This is a genomic window from Spirulina sp. LEGE 11439 (assembly GCF_059821285.1).
In genome coordinates, this window is record NZ_JCAMRX010000009.1 from 117191 (window position 1) to 136322 (window position 19132).

Annotated in this window: 14 protein-coding genes; all 14 read left to right on the plus strand. The window is 44.4% G+C overall.

The features are described 5' to 3' along the window. Positions 1-25: 25 nt before the first annotated feature. On the plus strand, positions 26-4303 hold the full coding sequence (locus tag AC6RV6_RS09155) for a CHAT domain-containing protein (RefSeq protein WP_500240532.1): 4278 nt from the start codon (positions 26-28) through the stop codon (positions 4301-4303). Between the two features lie 272 nt (positions 4304-4575). After that, positions 4576-5373, plus strand: a complete 798-nt coding sequence (locus tag AC6RV6_RS09160; protein ID WP_500240533.1) for a PEP-CTERM sorting domain-containing protein — start codon at positions 4576-4578, stop codon at positions 5371-5373. 326 nt (positions 5374-5699) lie between these two features. Beyond that, positions 5700-6443, plus strand: coding sequence for a PEP-CTERM sorting domain-containing protein (locus AC6RV6_RS09165; RefSeq protein ID WP_500240534.1), 744 nt, complete (start codon positions 5700-5702; stop codon positions 6441-6443). Between the two features lie 277 nt (positions 6444-6720). Continuing rightward, a complete protein-coding gene (locus AC6RV6_RS09170) occupies positions 6721-7608 on the plus strand; it encodes a class I SAM-dependent methyltransferase (RefSeq protein ID WP_500240535.1) in 888 nt (295 codons plus the stop codon). 512 nt (positions 7609-8120) lie between these two features. After that, on the plus strand, positions 8121-8969 hold the full coding sequence (locus AC6RV6_RS09175) for a hypothetical protein (RefSeq protein WP_500240536.1): 849 nt from the start codon (positions 8121-8123) through the stop codon (positions 8967-8969). A gap of 128 nt (positions 8970-9097) precedes the next feature. Further along, a complete protein-coding gene (locus AC6RV6_RS09180) occupies positions 9098-10261 on the plus strand; it encodes a pyridoxal phosphate-dependent aminotransferase (RefSeq protein ID WP_500240537.1) in 1164 nt (387 codons plus the stop codon). 78 nt (positions 10262-10339) lie between these two features. Further along, the gene (locus AC6RV6_RS09185) at positions 10340-10822 is read left to right on the plus strand and encodes a universal stress protein (protein ID WP_500240538.1); all 483 of its coding nucleotides are present in this window, start codon (positions 10340-10342) and stop codon (positions 10820-10822) included. 19 nt (positions 10823-10841) lie between these two features. Then, complete coding sequence (locus tag AC6RV6_RS09190) at positions 10842-11306, plus strand: universal stress protein (protein WP_500240539.1); 465 nt, start codon at positions 10842-10844, stop codon at positions 11304-11306. Positions 11307-11504: 198 nt separating this feature from the next. Beyond that, positions 11505-14006, plus strand: coding sequence for a glucosylglycerol hydrolase (gene gghA / locus AC6RV6_RS09195; RefSeq protein ID WP_500240569.1), 2502 nt, complete (start codon positions 11505-11507; stop codon positions 14004-14006). 195 nt (positions 14007-14201) lie between these two features. Beyond that, a complete protein-coding gene (locus tag AC6RV6_RS09200; RefSeq protein WP_500240540.1) occupies positions 14202-14621 on the plus strand; it encodes a peptide chain release factor 1 in 420 nt (139 codons plus the stop codon). A gap of 77 nt (positions 14622-14698) precedes the next feature. After that, positions 14699-15604 carry a hypothetical protein gene (locus AC6RV6_RS09205; protein ID WP_500240541.1) on the plus strand — a complete coding sequence of 302 codons (906 nt, stop codon included), beginning with the start codon at positions 14699-14701 and terminating at the stop codon, positions 15602-15604. Positions 15605-15698: 94 nt separating this feature from the next. Continuing rightward, a complete protein-coding gene (locus tag AC6RV6_RS09210; RefSeq protein ID WP_500240542.1) occupies positions 15699-16829 on the plus strand; it encodes a tyrosine-protein kinase family protein in 1131 nt (376 codons plus the stop codon). 11 nt (positions 16830-16840) lie between these two features. Further along, entirely contained in the window at positions 16841-17782 is a 942-nt protein-coding gene (gene argF, locus AC6RV6_RS09215; RefSeq protein WP_500240543.1) for an ornithine carbamoyltransferase, read from the plus strand. After that, positions 17779-19119: a hypothetical protein gene (locus tag AC6RV6_RS09220; RefSeq protein WP_500240544.1), complete on the plus strand. Its 1341-nt coding sequence runs from the start codon at positions 17779-17781 to the stop codon at positions 19117-19119. The genes argF and AC6RV6_RS09220 overlap by 4 nt, the downstream gene beginning before the upstream one ends. Positions 19120-19132 lie beyond the last annotated feature (13 nt).

The window sequence follows — 19132 nt, forward strand, 5'->3', positions numbered from 1 at the left end:
AGATCGATATACTTGCAAACCTTGTATGATGTTTAAACCCGTTCTCGCTGGATTGATTCTTTTTTGCCTGCCGATCTCCAGTGCTTCTCAAATCTTAGCTCGAACAATCTCACCGGCATTGGATGGGACGCAAACTCACGTCACAACTCATGGTAATACGATTAATATTGACGGGGGAATGCGATCGGGGGATGGAGCTAATCTCTTTCACAGTTTTGAGCAATTCGGACTCAATTCAGATCGAATTGCCAACTTTATCTCTAATCCACAAATTCACAATATTTTAGGGCGAGTCGTTGGCGGCGATCCCTCCATCATTAACGGTTTAGTTCAAGTAACCGGAGGGAATGCTAACCTCTATTTAATGAATCCTGCTGGGATTATTTTTGGAGCCGATGCTCAACTCAATGTTTCCGGTGACTTTTTTGCCACGACAGCTACCGGCATTGGCTTTGGTAATAATCGTTGGTTTAACGCCTTCGGAGAGGTTGACTATAAATCTCTCATCGGGACTCCTTCTCAATTTGCCTTTGATACAGCACAACCAGCAGCAATTGTCAATACTGGAAATTTAGCTGTCTCCCCCGGACAAAATTTAACCCTCGTGGGAGGAACCGTTATCAATAATGGGACAGTAACCGCAACCAATGGCGCGATCGCTCTCGCCGCAGTTCCGGGGACGAGTTTGGTGCAAATCTCCAGACAAGGACATTTATTGAGTTTAGAACTTAAACCCCCTCGGGATATCAACGGAGAAATGCTGCCCTTTACGGCATTAGATATTCCAGAATTATTAACAGGTTCGATCGCTTCTAAAACAGAGAATGAAGCACAACCCGGAGATTTGAGCATCACTGGAGAAGTGCGAGGGGAAAATGTTAATTTAGCTGCTATCAATCCCATTCAACTAGACGATCCGCGTCTAATTCGGACTGGAGACGGCACAAAACACAATCCTACGGTCATTCGTTTTTCTGAAGACTTAAATGCACCCTTAACTTACACCTTTATCGATGCCCGCGTGGAGCATTCCGACCAATTACTCTACGGTGGAGAAGCCGGGACAATTTCTCGAATTATCGATCGCCACGAAAAAGGAATAGCAACGATCGGCGAAATCTTGGCTTTTACAGAGCGTCCTATCGGTGCTCTCAATATTATCGCTGAAGGCAATACGGGTAACTTTTGGCTGGGCAAAGAGTTTATTAGCGATCGCAATATCCACGAATACAAGTCTCAGTTACAGGGTTGGGGTCAATCCTTAACTACAACAGCAGATATCCTACTCTATAGTTGCAATGCTGCCTTGGGACAAGCTGGAGAAAGTTTAATCAACCAAATAGCTCAAGCAACAGGAGCAGATGTTGCTGGGTCTTTGGATGCCACGGGGAGTGCCAATTATGGCGGGAATTGGGAGTTAGAGTACGCTACGGGAAAAATTGAGGCGCTAATCCCATTTACCGAAACAACCTTGGTCAATTGGGATGGTAAGTTAGCGACGATTACAGTAGATACGCTGCTCGATAACTTAGCGGCTGACGCATTTACAAGCCTGCGAGAAGCGTTAGCCAGTGCCGATGCGAACGACACCATTGCCTTTAACGTGACCGGAACAATTACCATTAATAGCGAAGCCTTTGGTAATGATGGTTTTAATATTGTTGACGAGAACTTAACGATTGACGGATCGGGACAGAATATCGCGATCGATGGAGGTGGAGCAAGTCGAGTTTTTAATATCTCTGCGAATAATGCCACGATTAAAAATTTAACTATCCAGAATGGGTTGGCAAATGGTGAAAATGGAGCCGGTGTCCTTCATACTGGGACGGGGACATTAACCCTAAGTAATGTTGAAATTAGCAACAATACAGCCATCCGTACCGGTCTTTCTACTGGAGGAAGAGGGGGAGGATTTTACAGTCTGGGGAATGTATTCCTAGAAAATAGTCTGGTGTCGGGAAATTCCTCAGGTTTACGTGGGGGTGGGATGTATATCAGCAACACTGTTACTTTAAATAACACTCAGGTCTTGAGTAATTCTGCAAGCGATCGAGGAGGGGGAATTAAGGCTAGTTTTGCAAATCTAACCAAAAGCATCATCTCTAGCAATGTTGCTGGTGGGGATGGAGGTGGCGTTGAGACGACAAATGATGCGATCGCGTATGATACTACTATTGCCAATAATACCTCAGCATTAAACGGAGGAGGGATTTCTGCTGGCAATTATGCGATCTTGGAAAGCAGCGCTGTTTTTGGCAATATCGCCGATTTTGAGGGCGGTGGGATTCAGGCTAGTAATATCGATCTAACCAATGTCACCATTTCTGGGAATCACGCGAAGTTCGGCGGAGGTGGAGTGTCTGCCGATCGCATCATCATTAGCAACAGCACGATTACCCTGAACATTGCCGATGTCGATAATAATGGCAGTGGCAATGGTGGGGGCATTTTTTTAACAGGGGGTCTTTTTAGCAGTCAAAACAGCATTATTGCAGGAAACTATGATACCGCTAATAATTCTGGTAGCGGTACGATTCATCCCAACTTGTCCGGTAATTTTACCGGTGCTACGGTTGAATATACTCTGATTGACAATACAACCGGAGCAACGGGTATAATTTTTTCCAGTACCAACATCCTCGATCTCAGCCCCGAACTCCTTCCTCTCGGTAATTATGGTGGCACAACTCTAATCCATGCTCTTCGTCCCAGCAGTCCAGCCGTAAATCGAGGGATGAATGCCGATGCACCTTTAACGGATCAACGAGGTTTTGTTCGAGGGGTATTGTGGGATATCGGGGCTTTTGAACTGCTTCCCGAACCCGATCCCATTGTCATTTTTGTTGATGACAATCCTCACCCTATTGTCATTAACCAACTGCCCGATCGCAAAAATCCCGATTTATCGTTACCCTTTTTGCAATTCGCGATCGCTTTTGCCGGTCGCCAACAAGGATTTACCATTCAAGAGAATAATGGTAATTTCAGTTGGGATAATGGCGATGAGTTATTAAATGTCGGACTGAGCAATGCTTATTTCGATCCAAAATTACGGGCGTTGCGGATTAACTTGCGAACTGCTCTTGCAAATTTGCAGCTTGATAACGCTGTTAATGCGATCGAGAATTTATTTACTGAAGAATTTAGCGAGGAAGAAGAAGAAGGAGAGACAATCGAAAATATTCGCGAAACCCTCAAAACCATCACTCGAGAAACTGGAACGCATCCAGCGATCGTTTATGTTGTTTCCTTCCCCGAACAATTAGAACTGCTGGTTGTCACCCCAGAAGAAGGCATTATTCACGAAGTCGTCCCCGAGGTGACTTCCCTAAAATTAGCCACAGAACTGCACTATTTGCAGTCTACTCTCCTCGATCGCACTACAGATACTTATTTGTCCCCTGCCCAAAAACTTTATCAGTGGGCGATCGCACCCATCGAATCTGAATTAGCAGGGTTGAATATTGATACTCTCATTTTCAGTTTGGATGCCGGGTTGCGAACAAGTATGCCTCTTGCCGTTTTACACGATGGAGAACAATTCCTCATCGAGAAGTACAATTTGGGAATTATTCCCAGTGTAAGCCTCACCAATACTAATTATCGTGCTTTACAAGATTTTCGCGTTCTGGCCATGGGGGCTTCTAAATTTGTCGAACAAGATCCCTTACCTGCGGTGCCAACGGAATTATCCCTCATTACCGAACAGTTAGCCACGGGAACTGTTTTGCTCAACGAAGATTTTACTTTCGCTAATCTCAAAGCACATAGTCAGAATGGGGATGAGATCGTTCACATTGCCACCCATGCAGATTTTCAACCCGGTAAGATCGAGAATGCTTACATTCAAATGTGGAATGAAAAACTGCAACTCGATCGCCTGCGAGAACTGGACTTGCCGCCAGAATCCCCTCTTGAATTGCTGGTTTTAAGTGCCTGTCGCACGGCATTGGGAGATTTAGAGGCAGAGTTGGGATTTGCGGGTTTGGCAGTGAATACCGGGGCTAAGTCAGCGTTAGCGAGTTTGTGGCAGGTGGATGACGGCGGAACATTCAACTTAATGGGGGAATTCTATCGCCATCTGGGAAATCCCGAGGTGACGATTAAAGCTGAAGCCTTGCGACAGGCACAGATTGCCATGATTCGTGGAACGTCTCTCGATGAGAAATTCTGGAGTGCGATCGCTGAATCTCCCGATTTCGATAATGCCAGTAAATCGTTTTTAGATGGATTTGGCGATCGCGATTTTTCTCATCCTTACTATTGGGCTGGTTTTACCCTCGTTGGCAGCCCTTGGTAGCACCATCGCGGCTGCTGGCTCGATAATTGTTAAGAAGAGTAACGATTTGCGTAAAAATGCCCAAGAAATGACGAGGTTTTATAGAGCGGAAAGTTAATCAATGCAATCCGTGCCTCATTCTTGGAGTTCGCAAAATAATTTTAAGAGATCGATAATCTGCACAATTCTTGTTTGGCAAGTAATAGAGCTATCGTCACCTTCAAAACTTATCGTCTTGAGTCCTCGCTTCTTCATCTTTATTTTTCTGAATTTTTTACCTCGGAGTTAACACCATGAAATGGCTTAAAGAACTGACAACAATAAATTTGATGGCGATCGCTTTAATTGCAGCTACGACTCCTGCCGCTCAAGCTCAACCTCAGACTGGCAGTTTAATACTTCAAGCAGGTTGTAACGACAATTTTAATTTACTCTTACCGGAAACACGTTGTTCGCTCGATGGCAACCTCGATGAATACCCTGAATACTCTACAGCCGAACAAAGCCCACAACTCCAAACCTTAGTCAATTATTTCAGTAGTAGCATCTCAGATTTTGATGAGGAGATAGCAGGTCAAGCATTTGCCCATACTTTTGATTTAGCCCAACATGGATTAGCTCCGGGACGAGGAACGATCGTGTCAGCCAAACTCTGGATTCGATTAAAAGCATTTAACTCGATGTCTGAAAATGATGTAATTGCCCTAGGATTTGTGGACAGTACTGGTAGTGTTGACATCAATAACTTCTGGGGATCATTAATTGGCACCTATACTATTTCGCCTTTTGTGACAATTCCGGGACTCTTACCCGATCCGTGGCTAGCAGGAACAACAACAGATCTATTAGCTAACCCGTTTCCTTTAGATTTAGCCAACCTACCTCTATCCTTTAATTCCGGCAATCTCCTTTCTTCACTAGATGAAAAACGCTTTTTGGACATTGTGATTGCCAATGATACCGCCGTAGATTACATGGCGCTGGAAATACGGACGCAAGTTCCAGAACCCTCGTCTGTCTTGGGATTAATGGGCTTGACTGCTTTGGGATCTTTGCTGCGGATCTCAAAACGAGGAAAAGTTCGCTCCTAGCTTCTTGTACATCAGAAGAATTGAACAATTTACAGTTTGACTAACAACTCGATAAGTAAGGCGATCTCTCAAAAGATCGTTTTTTTTTGTAAACAGATATTACAAGTTGCGTAAAAACACAGTGGAAATTACGAGTCTTTTATAACAGTAATCAATCAATAATATCTGCATTTTGCTTGGGGAATTCGCAGAATGTTTTGTACAGGTTAGTTATCTGTGAAATTTTTGGTTGGCAAGCAATAGACACTATCGATCGCTTGTCAGCGCCTATGCAATTGAGTCCTAGCTTCCTCATCTTTTTTTTTATTGTTTACAGAGTTAATATCATGAAACAGATTAACGCGCTGATTAAAATTAGTGTGGCTGCGATCGCTTTCGTTGTCGTTTCGCCCTCTATCGCACAGGCTGGTACTTTTACATTCCAAGCAGGTTTACGAGATAATTTTTCCTCTGCGAATGGACTCGAACTTAGCAACCCGAGCGACGGACTCAAAATCTCAATCGATAATGGTTATAATCCAAACGGTATTCGGGGTTCGCGAGATTATACGGCAGATTTTGATGGGAACGAAATCGATCAAGTATTCGGTCATACTTTCGATCTAAATGCACTAGGATTACCCAAAGAAACAATCAAATCAGCCCAACTCGAGATTAAGTTGAAAGCTCTAAACTCCTCGCTGACTTCTAATGATTCAATTAACTTTGTGTTTACAGACAATGCAGGCAATCGAGACTCAAATCGATGGGGGCAAAGAATTGGCTCGGATTCTAGCGTTGATGGGCTTCTATCAACTCCATGGGGAAACAGTTCTACTCACACTTTCACTTTTGATTTGGCCAATCTGCCTCTCGCTTCCCATCAAGATCCAAACATAATTGCCAGCGATCTCATGGCAACACTTAATGAAAAACGCTTTTTAGACATCTACGTCGCAGACGACACGGCTATCGATTATGTTGAGCTTCGAGTTGATGTTCCAGAACCCGGATCTGTTTTAGGATTGATGGGATTTACTGCTTTAGGCTCTTTACTGCGAATCTCAAAACGCAAAAAAGTTAGCTCTTAAATCTTCTTGGTGGTAGAAATTTGCGACCTTCATCGCTTCTTATCCTTGAGAAAAATTGGACCATCAACCGATAGCTTAACTAACAACATGAGAAAAAAGGCGATTGTTGTAACGCGATCGCTTTTTTATTGGCAGAATTGCAACAACTTGCGTAAAAACACTCGAAAAATTACGAGTTTTTTATAGAGGAGAACTCAGGGACAAAATTCACCTCTCAAAAACATCATGGTTTTGAGATAATTCGCGATCGCAAAGCACATTTTTAAGGGATTTATTTATGGTTGTTCAAACAAAACTACGCTCATCAATCGATCCGTACTTGAAAAACAAAGGGATCTGGGAAGATGACATTCTAACCTACTCAATTGAAAATTCCAGTCCTGGCATGGAGGCCAATAGTTATTATTTCGGGCATCCCATTTGGACGAAAGAATACTTTGAATGCTGTCACCGAGATGAGGAATTTCGCTCTCTATGGCAAGCAGCAATGGGAAATTGGGATGGTAAAATTGTCGTCGATATTGGTTGCGGTCCGGGCAATCTTTTTGCCGCTTTGGGAGGATCGCCAAGTTTGCTCGTGGGTATCGATATCTCTCGAGGAGGATTGCAAATGGCTCGAGATCTCGGATATTTGCCGATCTTGGCCGATGCTCACCAACTGCCTTTAGTCTCGGGTTTTGCCGATATCGTTACTCTCAGTGCAACAATTCACCATTGTGATAATATGGCTAAGGTACTTGCAGAAGCGGCTCGTTTAGTTCGTCCCGGTGGGATGCTAATTAGCGATCGCGACCAGCAACTAACTTCAATGGACTTTAAAGGGATTTCCTTATGGCTCTGGAAGTTCCGCTTGCTAGTGTGGAGAGTCATGAAACGAGGGCCTCATAGCAACCGAGAACAGCAAAATTGTATGGTGGCTACAGAAATTCACGCTGAATATCCCGGGGACGGTGTCACCCCAGAACTTTACCATAATACTCTCGAGCCTATGGGGTTTGAGGTTAATCTTTATCCGCATAATAATAATGTCGGTGCTTCTGTTTTAGAAGGTAACTACGGTCGAGCCAAGTTACGTTGGCGCTTGTTACAACAACTTTCTGGCATCGATCCTTCATCTCCAGAAGCGGCAATGTCTTTAATGTGCGTTGCAACGAAAAAAACTTGAATACACTTTTTTCTCTTAACAGATTGACATCGCGATCGCCTTTTCAATGTAAAGATTTTTTACAAACTGCGTAAAAACACCAAAGAAATTACGAGTTTTTTATAGTGGAAAACCAATTTTACTTCAGAATTAACACGATGAAATGGATTAACGCATTGATCCAAATTATTTTAGTGACGATCGCTTTCATTGTCATTGCACCTCCAGACGATCGATCTGAGACGACAACAAAGCTGTAGAGTTTATCTCGCTTCAATTTGAGACTATTCTACAATCCGAATTATCTGGATTGAGAATGATAGAATTGACAGTTCTGAGATTATTCTCGTGAGAGAAATTGGACAATCGATAACTTAATTGACAACTTGACAAGCAAAGTGATCGTTGTAAATCGATCGCCTTTTTTATATTAAAAAAATAATAATAAATGCGTAAAAATACTGCATAAATTTAGAGTCTTTTATAGCAATAAATTCACCCTTTCTTTTTATATTCTTGGAGAATAATAGAAAATGGAAATTATTTGGGATAACCCATTGACTCGCATACCCAAAGGAATGATTAAAAAGTTAAGTCGATTTTACTTAATGCGTCGGAGCTATAGTTTAGTACAAAATACAATTCAGAATTTTAATAAAAATAGCGATCGCGAAAAACATTTATCAAAAGAATCTCTTTTTGATGGATTTTGTGTTAAGAGTGCTGTTGAAGAAATGCGTCAAAAAAGTATAAAATTTGGCTTACAGCTACCCTCAGAAAAGATTAATAATATTTACGATTGTGCCATTAATAACTTTTGCTTTGAACCAAGCCATCCAGAAAAATTTAAAATCGACGAGATTCACAATAGTTACTTGGATGATAAACGTCGAGTTTTCCGTGCTTTGGTTTCTGACTTAGATAATTGTCAAGCAATACAAGAAATAATCAAAGATCCTATTCTTTTAGAAATTGCTTGCCGTTACTTGGGCTATTTTCCAACCTTAGTTACTCCGCATTTAACATGGAGTATTGCTTCAGATTGTCCCCTAGAAGAAATCCAGAAAAATTATCCTCCCACTACTTTTCATTATGATATTGCTGGCTATAATTTCGTGACGGCTTATTTCTATATAACCAATGTTGATGTTGCTTCAGGTCCTCATGTTATGATTGGCAATTCCCATCGCAACAAACCTTTCTCTCTGTTTTTCTCGGGTCGCCATTCGGATGAGAAAATTTATCATCATTATGGGCGTGAAAATGAGATTGTCATTGTCGGCAAAGCAGGTTTTGGTTTTTTTCAAGATCCTTCCTGCATTCATAAAGTGATTCCTCCTGTCACGCAAAATCGATTGCTGTTGCAAATTCGCTATTCTTAAGGATTCTTCAATGAGCAATGAGTCATGACTGAATCCAAAGAAATTGTTAAGTTATAGGGATGATTTCCCGGCTATCCTCGTACACTAGAAAAATTATTCAATTTGAAAATGTAGGAAAAAATATTGCCGTGAAATTAGCCCAGCGCGTAACAAAAGTTCCGCCTTCCATGACTCTTGCAATTTCTGCGAAAGCCAAGGCAATGAAAGCAGAAGGGATTGATGTTTGCAGCTTTAGTGCCGGAGAACCGGATTTTGATACACCAGAACATATCAGAGAAGCTGCTAAAACAGCACTCGATGAAGGCAAGACACGCTACGGGCCGGCGGCAGGAGAACCCAAGCTGAGAGAGGCGATCGCGGCAAAGCTACAAAAAGATAATCATTTAAACTACAAAACTGAAAATATTATCGTCACCAACGGCGGGAAACATTCCCTCTTTAATCTCATGTTGGCGTTAATCGAGCCGGGAGATGAAGTCATTATTCCCGTTCCTTATTGGGTCAGCTATCCCGAAATGGTTAAATTGGCGGGCGGCACACCTGTTCTCGTTCCTACGGAAGCCAGCAACGGTTATAAAATTACCCCCGAGCAATTACGCAAGGCAATAACAGCAAAAAGCAAACTCTTCGTTCTCAATTCTCCTTCTAACCCAACGGGGATGGTGTATTCCCCTGCCGAAATTCGCGCTCTGGCGGCGGTTGTTATCGAAAAAGATTTACTGGTGGTTTCGGATGAAATTTACGAGAAAATTCTCTATGAGGGTGCAGAACATTTAAGTATTGGCGCTGTCAGCCCGGAAGTTTTTTCTCGCACGATTGTGAGTAGCGGCTTTGCTAAAAGTTATGCCATGACAGGGTGGCGCGTGGGTTATGCGGCGGCTCCCGTCGAGTTAATTCAAGCCATGACGAGAATTCAAAGCCACAGTACCTCAAATGTTTGCACCTTTGCTCAATATGGTGCGATCGCAGCGTTAGAAGGCACCCAAGACCCTCTCAAAACGATGTTAGCGGCATTTGCCCAACGTCGTCGCTTTATTCTGGACAGTATTGCCTCAATTCCTCATCTCAGTTGTCCCCAACCCGACGGGGCATTTTATGTTTATGTCAATATTGGCGAGACAGGGGTAGAGTCTCTCGAGTTTTGCAATCTCTTGCTCGATCGCTATCATGTGGCTGCGGTTCCGGGGGTGGCATTTGGTTCAGCGCAAGGAATTCGCATGTCTTACGCAACAGATTTAACCTCAATTCAAAAAGGCATGGAACGATTAGAAAAATTTGTTGCCTCTCTGTGAAGTTTCCCAAACCCAGTACGCGATCGATCGACCGAGAGAATTAAAATTAAAGTAGAGCAACGCAGGGAGGGACAAGGGATGACCTATCAAAAAATATTAGCTGCTATCGATCGCTCGCAACAAGGAGAACTTGTTTTTACCAAAGCCTTAGAAATTGCCAAGGAAAACAAAGCTCAATTAACGATCTTTCACTGTCTTCCCATCGATACGCGAGAAAATCCCGGATTGTACAGCGATATTTACGGACAGAACTTAGGAAATTATGCCCGTGCTATCCAAGAACACCTCGATCTCGAAAAAGAACAGACTCGTCAATGGTTGACAGCGTATTGCGATCGCGCGGTTCGCAGTGGCGTTCAAACTGACTGGGACTGGCAATTCGGCAATCCGGGAAGGCGCATTCAGCAAATTGCTCAACACTCGCAACCCGATTTGATCGTCGTCGGTCGTCGCGGTCATAACGGGCTGCAAGAAGTGATACTGGGAAGTGTGAGTAATTATGTCGTTCATCATGCTTCCTGTTCTGTTTTGGTCGTCCAAGGGATTGAGCCTTTAGAGTAAAGAATAAAAAGGAGAAAAAATGAGTTATCACAAAATCCTTGTCGCGCTCGATCGCTCCGACCGGGCTGCTCTCGTGTTTGCAGAAGCCCTTCGCCTTGCTCGAAACAGCCAGGCTAAATTACTAATTTTTTATTGTCAGCCCTTTGAAGAACGCCTCGATTTAATGGGATCGGTTTATGGTGAAGAGTTTCTCGCGCGGGTGCAAAACTTGCAAGAGGAACTCGAACGGGAAGAAGAATGCGATCTCACCTTTCTCGCCGAATACGTACAGAAAGCAAAAGAACAAGGTTTAGAAGCATCATGCGAACTCAAGCGAGGAGATGCAGGACGATGGATTTGCAGTGCGGCTAAATCTTGGCAGGCGGATCTCATTGCGATCGGTCGTCGCGGTCATTCGGGATTAACAGAACTATTTTTAGGCAGTGTCAGTAACTATGTTTTACATCATGCCCCCTGTTCCGTTTTAATCGTACAAGAGAATTAGAAGCGAGAGAGTTGGGGAAGATAATACAGGATTATTTTGATATTGCCTATTTCTGGTTGTCTATTCCCTATCTATCTCGAATTACCTCTTGTTGATTCGCTATTTCTAATTTTGTTGTCAATTCCCTTCTCCTCAAAAAAACATAATGCTAAGCTAAAAACAAGGTAAAAATTATTATTGAGGAAAATAAATTCAGTGATAGCGACCGCTACAAAATCTACAGTTAAGTTAGTTGAAGAAGCAACCCAAAAATTATTACTTTGGGTTAATGAAATTGAGCATTCCGAGTTAACGATTTTTGCAAAAGCCCAGAAGCTCGCGACAAAATTAGGGGCGTATTATCGACCGGATGGATTAGTCGAAATTGGATTTTGGACACCGCGTTTGATCGCCCAAGTCATGCGGAAATCAGAGATTTTTCTCGAGGTTCTCACTCCCCTTGAGGCGATCGATCCCCGTGCGGAGGAACAGACAATCCGCTTTCAGCGCGATCGCCTCAACCTCATGCAAGAAGGCGAATTTCACTGGGGAGTCGTAGCCGGAATGAGCCCGGGGACGCGCGATCGCGTTGGTTCGTTTTATTGGCTGCGCTATATCGACCAAAACGATCGTCTGCAAGCCATTCGCGATCCTTTGCCCAACTCTTTACCTTATGGGGTATTTGCCCCCGCAGAACTCTACGATATGGACAGACTGCAAGCTCGCCGTACCGATATGGACTACTTGCAGCGCACCAGTGCGTCTACATTACCCGATAGCGAATCCATCCCGCTCACCATTGATTTTAGCCGCATTCCTCGCATTCGCGCCCCGCGCAACATCTTACAATTACATATTGGCACCGCAGCTAAAGAAGGGACTTTTGAGAGTTTAGCTCAGCGCTTTCAGGAAATTTCCGACAAGCTCGCCAATGAGATTCCTTTAACTCCCGCCGAAGAAAATTATATCGGCTATGATGCCGTTCAACTTTTACCCACGGAACCCCCCATTGAGTATCGAGACGAATACAGCCCGGAAAGCGAATTTTTCTCGTTTACAGCCGAAGACAACGATACGATTACCGTCGAACTATTTAAACCCAATACACAAGATTGGGGGTATGACGTTCCTATTTTGGGATCGAGTACCAATAACCCTGCCCTTTTAGGAAGTTTGCGACCGGATGAAGCGATCGACTTGATCTGCACCTTACATAATTTTTCCACGGGGCCGATCCAAGTGATTTACGATCTCGTTTACGGTCACGCCGATAACCAGTCGGAATTACTGCTCCCTCACCAATGTCTCAAAGGTCCGAATATGTACGGACAGGACTTAAACCACCAATCTCCCGTCGTGCGGGCTATTTTTCTGGAAATGCAGCGTCGCAAAATCAACACGGGAGCCGATGGGATTCGCGTTGATGGCGGGCAGGATTTTCGCTTTTTTAACCCCCTTTCGGGACGGGTTGAATATGATGATGCCTATTTACTGGCCATGAGCGATCTGGTCCAAGAAATTAATGGTTGTCAGCGTTTATTATTTACCATTTTTGAAGATGGCCGACCTTGGCCCCAAGAAGGATGGGAGGAGATTTCTACCTATCGCGAATTGATCGAACTCAAACCTGATTCCTATCAATGGGGTCCTTTGATTTTTGCTCATAATACTCCTGCTTTAGAAGGGTTTTGGGAACGAAAATGGCGCAGGGTGTGCGAGGTTATGTATGAGGGGCAAAACTGGATTACCGGCTGTGCCAATCACGATACAGTCCGGCGAGGAAATCAAGTCGATCTTGAGGCAAAAATTAATTGGAATCTAGGTGAAAAGTTAGCGGATGTGCTACGAAAGGCTTATGATAATCCGGCGGTTACTTTATGGGTTTATGGTTTCAGTCCGGGGTTGCCGATGGATTTTATTAATGCCACCATGCACGCGCCTTGGATGTTTTTCCGCAATACGGACGAGCGCTATGGCGTGAAAGTAGTTTCCGAAGAAATTGGCTTTTTATACTGGCAAGTAACATCAGAATTGTTCAAGCGATCGCAGAACTTTCCGGGCTTGAAATCTTTGGGTTTTAAACAGTTGGAAGAACTGCGAGAATTCGGAACGGAATTGCAAAAAATCATGCAAGAGAAAGATTTTAGCCTTTCTGAAACTGTAAGTTCTGTGCGGACTTGCATGAGTAACAATGGCGAAGTTTGTGAAATGCCGCGCTTGAAGACGCTTAATCGTTCGGGAATGCGACGCTTTTTAAATAAAATGGATAGCGATCGCTTAAAATCCTTTTCTCTCTCGTTTATGGAAGATTGTTATGCGCTTTGTAATGTCTCCTATTACGAAGACGATCTCGATCCCACACAAACGCGATACAATTTGCAGTTGCGCCAATTCCGCCTCGATCGCCCTTGGTTGCGAACAAATTTATCGGGAACGGATCGTTTCAATAAAGTTAGCGATGGGCATTCCACCATATTTTACGGCGTGCGGAGCAATCCGGAAAATGAAAGCGATCGCGTGGTCATGGTGGCACACATGGGAGGCAAACCCATCACCGTCCAGTTGAAAAAATGGCTGCATTTGGATTTATCGGCGTGGGAAGTGGCGATCGCTTCTCCGCAACTACAAGCCGCTAATGGACTCGAGAATCTCAATGAATTTGAACTCAAAGATTCCCAAGGTCTATTGCTCAAACCGATTGTCAGCAACGATAACGATTAATTGTTGGAGAATGCGAGAAAACCGTTTCTCGCATTCACAATTTTTGGCTCTTGACAATTTCAACTGAATTTGAAAATTTAACCTTCACAGAAAAAGCGATCGCGCTTTGAGAATCTTCACGATATTTCCGCTCCGACTCGGCGCGATCGCTGCAATGATAAAAGAGAGAACTTTCAAGGAGAGGATAATTTTTTGATGCGCGATCCTTGGCGCGGTTTCACTCAACAACCTTGGACGTGGTTGATAATAATTGCTGGGGCGACCACCGCGATCGCCCTCGCGATCGACCTTTTGTTAATTGCGTCCCTCGTCGCCGATACTCCGCTTAAAACCGTTATCGAGAGCCTTTATCGTTATCCTGTTGAACCTTTCCGTCCCTTCGTGACCGCGATGGGATTTGGTGCATTGAGCGTAACCCTGTGCGAGAGGTGGCCGAATCCGATTCGTCTTAATACTGCTCGTTTGTGGGCGTTAATTCTCTGCCTGTTGGGGGGGTTGGCCTTAAAAAGCTTCTTGCCTCTACCGTTACAATTTGTTGAACTCTCTCAAGGGGGATTAATTGGTATAGTTATTGGCGTTTTTTGGAAAGGTCAACCTTATTGGGGAAGATGGTGATAAAAATCACCAATTTTCTGTAAACTCTATAGAGACGAAAAAATTTTTGTTTGTCCAAGACGTTGTGAGGAGCGATCGTGAATAAATTTACTGATAAACACCGTTGGATTTCAATCGGTCTCGTCGCTTTGACCCTAATCCTCAGTTCCTTGCCCAGTCAGGCGAAAACCGAAAAAAATGTCCCCCACCTTGACACTTCTGCCAATCGGTCGAGAGAGACCTCCAGCAGATTACCCGCACTTCCCCCACTGCCTCGAGTGAATGCACCTCGCCAAAACGCGATCGCTCCCGAAAATCCAACCCCATCCCGTCGCCTCACTCCCCTCCCTCGCATCGAACAACCCCCCGATCGCACCAAAATTCTGCCCAAACCCCAGCGTAAAGCGCTATCTCGGCATACGCTGCCAAACGCTTCATCATCAAACGCTTCATCTCGAACCGCGCGATCGCGAGAAAATTCCTCCACCGTTAAGTTACAAACCCAGCCGGTTTCCCTCAATAATCGCAATCGTCAAATTGCCCAAAACCCAGCCGTGCGCCGCCGCTACATTAACCCCGCTTGGAGTTATGTGGGATTGGGAGGCAATCTCGGTCTATCGGATAATGGTATTACAGATTTAGGCAAAGGTTCCGTAGCGATCGATGCCAAAATCGCCTTGACCGATTATCTCTCCGTGCGCCCGGCGGTTTTAATCGGCGATAGTACGACAATCTTACTTCCCCTCACCTACGATATTAATATTCAAGGGAAAGATCCTTTTGAGCCGTCCATGATTCATCCCTTCATTGGGGGTGGCTTGACCCTTTCCAACCGAGATACAGAATTAAACAATAATGTCGCCCCCCTCGCCACCGCCGGAGTTGATTTTCGAGTCAGCGATCGCGTTGTCGTCTACAGTAATTTCAGTGCGGGCTTTTTTGGCGAACAAACAGAAATTGGCGCTCGTCTCGGCATCGGTTACGTCTTTTCTGGCGTTAAATAAAAAAGTACCTAATCACTAATCACTAATCATCGATTGATTTCCGGGAAAGTCTTGAACTATGATCGCAGTGACGACCATCGTTATTACTGCTCTCATGCCTAAGATCGTTGCCGTCCATTCATTTCGTCACGGAACGGGAAAATCCAGTTTAACGGCTAATCTGGCCGTTGCGATGGCCCGAGCAGGTTATCGAGTCGGCGCGATCGATGCCGATGTCGAGTTAGACGTTCGCGGCGAATTTCCCGGAATTTACTCGTATTTCGGGCTGCAAAAATCTCACCATCTTGGCGATTATCTCCAAGGCCGGGTCTCTTTAACAGAAATCGGTCAAAAAGTGAAAGAGGATAATATTCATCAAGCGATCGCAGAAGAGTCAACCGGAACGATTTATCTTTTCTCCTACGATCTATCGAGGCAAGGACAAACCATTTGCCCAGAATTTTCCGACATTAAAATTCTCAGTACCCTCCTCGACACAATTATTGCTGATTTTGCCCTCGATTATCTGTTTATCGATCTCTATCCGGGATTGAATGAAACCACTTTACCCCTACTGGCTTTGTGCGACCTGCTTTGCCTGCTCTTAGGATTGGAGCGTGCCGACTTTCAAGGAACGGCAGTTACTCTTGATGTTGCCAAACGGCTTGAAATTCCGCAAACTTTTTTACTGGTTAATCAAGTTCCCACAGATATCGATCGCATTTGGCTGCGAGAACAAGTGGCTTTAGCTTACGATACCAACATTGTTGAAGTTCTCCCTCAGATCGAAACGATGTCCGTCTCCAATCAAAACCAAAATATTTTTAATAATATTTTCTCTTTGAGCGATCGCGACTCCCTCTATCCTTCAGAGTTCGCTCGAGTGGTCGCCCGAATTCTCGCTGAAAGTTCCCTCCAAAATATCTCGAAGCCAGAAAACCAAGTCAATATGGGGTTGAATCTGCTCGATCTCCTCGACCTTCCCGAAGCCGAACGCCATCTCTTTACTTCAGCCCTGCGCCAGCGATCGAGTACCTTCGACCAAATTTTACAGCAAGCAGATCTCGAACCGGAAACCGTTCGTTCGCTTTTGCAAGATCTGTTAGCCAAAGGATTGCTCAAACAAGTCGAACGCCATGGAAATACCTATTATCGACCCTATCTCACCCCCAAACAAGGCAGAAAGCTCAATTCACGCATCTGGGATACGCTTACCGAACGAGAAACAGATCGAAACACCGATTAAAACAGAGTTTTATGCAACATTTTCTTTCGCTTTTGGATTGGTCGGCAGAAGAGTTAACGCAACTCATCCATCACGCTCTCACTCTCAAACAAGAATTTGTTCTCGGGGAGAATACCTCAGTTTTGCAAGGGCAAAGTCTCGCGTTGTTGTTTGAGAGAGCTTCTCTACGCACGCGTATCAGTTTTGAAATTGCCATGAGACAGTTGGGGGGAGATTCTCTCTACCTACAGAGTCAAGAGATCGGCTGGGGAAAACGGGAATCCATTCCGGATGTCGCTCGCACTTTCGGAAGTTATGTTCAAGGGTTAGTGGTGCGAATTAATAATTACCAACACTTGCGGGAACTGGCGCAATGGTCGCCCGTTCCCGTGATTAACGGCTTGACCGCTTACAATCATCCCTGTCAGGCTATGGCCGACGCGCTTACCCTCTATGAGGAATTCGGAGACTTGCAAGATTTAGAAGTGACCTATCTCGGACGCAGCAATCAAGATGTGGCGCGATCGCTGTTATTGGCGGCGGCTCAATTGGGGTTTCGCCTGACCATCAGCAGTCCCGAGGCTTATGCCCTCGATGAAGACAGCCTCGATATCGCCCGGTCTCTGGCCGGAGAAAACGTGGTTCGACGCATTGACGACCCTTACCAAGCCGTTAAAACTGCCGATGCCCTCTATACCGATGTTTGGATTTCTCGGGGCAAAACCGATGAAGTCGAAGCCGGATATCGCGGGCGCATTCTTGCTCCTTATCAGGTGAACGATCGCCTGCTCGAGGCTGCCCCCGATCGCGCCATCGTCATGCACTGTTTGCCCGCCAACCGAGAGCAAGAAATTACTCATACCGTTGCCGATGGCGATCGCTCCCGTCTCTTTCGACAAGTCGAAAATCGCCTGCATCTGCAAAAAGCGCTCTTACTTCAGTTACTCACTTTGTCATCCCGATCGCATTTATGAAGGCATTCTTCAGCCATCTTTTTCGCCTACAACCCGGAGAAAACAAACTCGTCTTTGTTTTGGGTTTTTTATTGCTGAGTAATTCCCTCGCTCGGCAGATTTCTGATGTGGTTGCCGTGAGCGGTTTTTTGAGTACGGTAGGAGCCAATCGTATTTTACTGGTTTGGCTGGTGGATATGGGGCTGACCATTGCCTTGACGGGATTGCAATCTCTTTTTGTCGATCGCTTTAACCGTCGCAGTCTGATGAAATGGATGTGTTTTGTCTATGGTGTATTGCTGCTAATTTTACGCTTGATGTTTGCTTTTCACGTTCCCAGTGGTATTAATTACACCTTATTATATTTACTCGCAGAACAGCAATTATTATTTTTTCCCCTCGTATTTTGGATTTTAGCCAACGATCTTTTAACTTTGGCTCAAGCCAAACGCTTATTTCCCATTATTGCCACGGGAAACTTTGCCGGACAAATTCTGGGTCTGGCGATCGCGGCGATTTTCCCAACGTTAGTCCAGTATTTGGGCTTGCAAGTTGAAGAATTACTGCTCTTTAATGTCTTAATTTATTTGAGCGCTTATGTTGTCTTGCAAACCGGATTGAGTTATCGGCCTCTACGAACCCACCGACGCAAGCCGGAAAATTTGGTGGAAACTTTAACTGAAGGTGGAGGATTCGTCCGTGAGGTGTTGTCATTTCGCTATCTTACATTTGCGATCGTTGCGATTAATATTTGTTTAACGATTTTTGAATTTCGCTTTTTAGTTGTCTCCAATGAAAGTTTTCCCGATCTCTACGGCTACCAACGATTTTACAGTCTTTATCGTCTGGGATTGATCGTTACGGCATGGTTTGTCCAAGCCTTTTTAACCAGCCGCATTCTCGAATTTTTCTCCCTGAAAAATAGTTTTTTCTTTTTACCTTTGGCTCAAGCGATCGCCTCGATCGGCATGATTATTTTTCCCGGTGCCATTGGCGGAATTGGTGGCTTTTCCCTGTCTAAAATTACGCAATTGACTGTTGATGAATCCGCCCGTAAATCGATTCAATCTCTCGTGCCATTAGAGCGTCGAGGGCGAGTCAGTTTATTTATGGATAGCTATCTCTTCGCCACGGGAACTATTATTGGCTGTATTGTAACGGGAACCATTGTTTGGCTGGGCATTCGCTGGCAAACTTCTTTCTATTTTTACGTTTATCTCGCGATCGCGGTTTTGACCTCTTTATTTACCTTATGGTCGATCTTGCAGATGCGAAAATATTACGATATCAGTTTGCTGAATTGGCGCTTAAAACGGAGACAGCGCGGCCAAAGTGTAATTGATAAACTAAAATTTTAAATTAAGGAGAAAT